General features: G+C 48.9%; 3 protein-coding genes. 1 reads left to right on the forward strand and 2 read right to left on the reverse strand.

The genetic code is table 11. The features are described from left to right. Nucleotides 1-89 (forward strand): IS3 family transposase (locus CSQ88_RS22360; protein WP_143449507.1); only part of this gene is annotated, 89 nt, incomplete at its 5' end. 67 nt (nucleotides 90-156) lie between these two features. Here CSQ88_RS22360 and CSQ88_RS22365 read toward each other — a convergent pair. Then, entirely contained in the window at nucleotides 157-888 is a 732-nt protein-coding gene (locus tag CSQ88_RS22365) for a YebC/PmpR family DNA-binding transcriptional regulator (protein ID WP_099400259.1), read from the reverse strand. A gap of 301 nt (nucleotides 889-1,189) precedes the next feature. Next, nucleotides 1,190-1,720: a transporter substrate-binding domain-containing protein gene (locus CSQ88_RS22370; protein WP_257212736.1), complete on the reverse strand. Its 531-nt coding sequence runs from the start codon at nucleotides 1,718-1,720 to the stop codon at nucleotides 1,190-1,192. Nucleotides 1,721-1,850: the final 130 nt, after the last annotated feature.

Raw genomic sequence — 1,850 nt, forward strand, 5'->3', positions numbered from 1 at the left:
ACATCCATTACTATAACCACGACCGAATCAAACTGAAGTTAAAAGGGCTGAGTCCTGTGCAATACAGAACCCAGCCCTTGAGCGCCTAGCTTTTATACTGTCCAACTAATTGGGGTCAGTTCAATTTCTGCGGGCTTTTTTTTTGATATGCGGGAATTACTCTTCTTCGTCCATCACGGCGGTGGTGTACACCGCCTGTGCGTCGTCGAGGTTCTCCAGCATGTCGAGCAGCTTTTGCATTTTGGCCACATCGTCACCGAGGATCTCGGTTTCGGCCTGCGGCTTCATGGTGACTTCGCCCATTTCCGCTTTAAAGCCTGCTTTTTCCAGCGCTTCTTTTACGGTGATAAATTCGTACGGCGGGGTAATCACTTCGATGGAGCCATCATCATTGGTGATGATGTCTTCTGCACCCGCTTCCAGCGCGACTTCCATCAGCGCGTCTTCCGGTGTGCCCGGGGCAAAAATCAGCGTGCCACAGTGTTTAAACTGGAACGATACGCAGCCATCTGCACCCATATTGCCGCCGCACTTGGCAAAGGCATGACGCACTTCGGCCACAGTACGCACTTTATTATCGGTCAGGCAGTCGATCATGACCGCTGCACCGCCAATGCCATAACCTTCGTAGCGGCATTCTACGTAATCTACGCCTTCCAGATTGCCCGAACCACGCTCAACGGCCCGCTGTACATTGTCTTTAGGCATATTTGCGTCGTAGGCTTTATCAATCGCCAGACGTAAACGCGGATTGGTTTCAATTTCCGCGCCGCCCATCTTGGCTGCAACGGTAATTTCTTTAATCAGACGGGTAAAGAGCTGGCCGCGTTTGGCGTCCTGGCGACCTTTACGATGCTGAATATTTGCCCACTTTGAGTGACCTGCCATGCTCGAATGTCCTGTTAAAGCCGAAGTTTAATGGCGGATTTTAGCAGAGAGAGGGCAGAAGGAGGAGAGGGGGGGGCTTTGCTTGTAGCGGATTGGGCAAAAAAGTAAGGCCATTTGCTTGATCTGGGGCAAAGATGTTGGTCTTCCTTGTGGCTTACAGCGCATTCTTTCAAATCAGCGCAGATTGCACGGCAGCGGCATTGCCTTAGATTATTTTAACAAACAGAGTTTTCACACCCGGAAAGCGGCTACTTGTGAAACGCTCTATTTGCTTAAACTGTTCAAATTAAACGGGCCTGAATTACAGCTTTGCCGCATTCAGTATCTTTTGATAACTGCCATCGGCTTTCATACTGTTCATGCCACGGTTAAACGCTTTGAGCAGTGCTTCTTTTTCTGTATGGATTTTTGCAAAAGCCAGATAAGTTTCTTTGATTTCTAGGCCGGGGTTTTGCCATTTGATATTTTGCAGGTTTGGATCTGTATTGATCAGATACAGGCCTGCTGCTTTATTGCCATAAGCGATATCTACGCGCTCTTTGGCAAGCTTTAGCAGATTGGTGCGCAGGCTGGATGCCAGATCAAAGTGTAGCTGCGGGTTGTTTAAAACCGGGGGCAAATAACTGCTGCGCTCTGCGCCAATTGAAAGGGATTCCAGTACCTTTTTGTTGCCAAGCTGATACTGGCTGCCCCGCCGGGCAAAAAAACCAAGCTCTTGCTTCACAATGGGCTGGGAGTATTCAAAAATTAAATCACGCTCTGCATTTCGCCAGATGCCTAAAATGCCACATTGCCCGTGTTCACCTTCTTTTAAGATCCGCGCCCAGGGCATAAATTTACCTGATTATGTCTCTTGCTCAATTAAGGCTTGAAATACCCCTCTTGGACAAGGTTTAGCCTGCATCACGGCTTTGAGTAATCGAGGAATCAGAGCGCACAGGTCTGCTCGACGATTGAAACGG

It is taken from the genome of Iodobacter sp. BJB302 (genome assembly GCF_002735645.1).
GTDB lineage: Bacteria > Pseudomonadota > Gammaproteobacteria > Burkholderiales > Chitinibacteraceae > Iodobacter.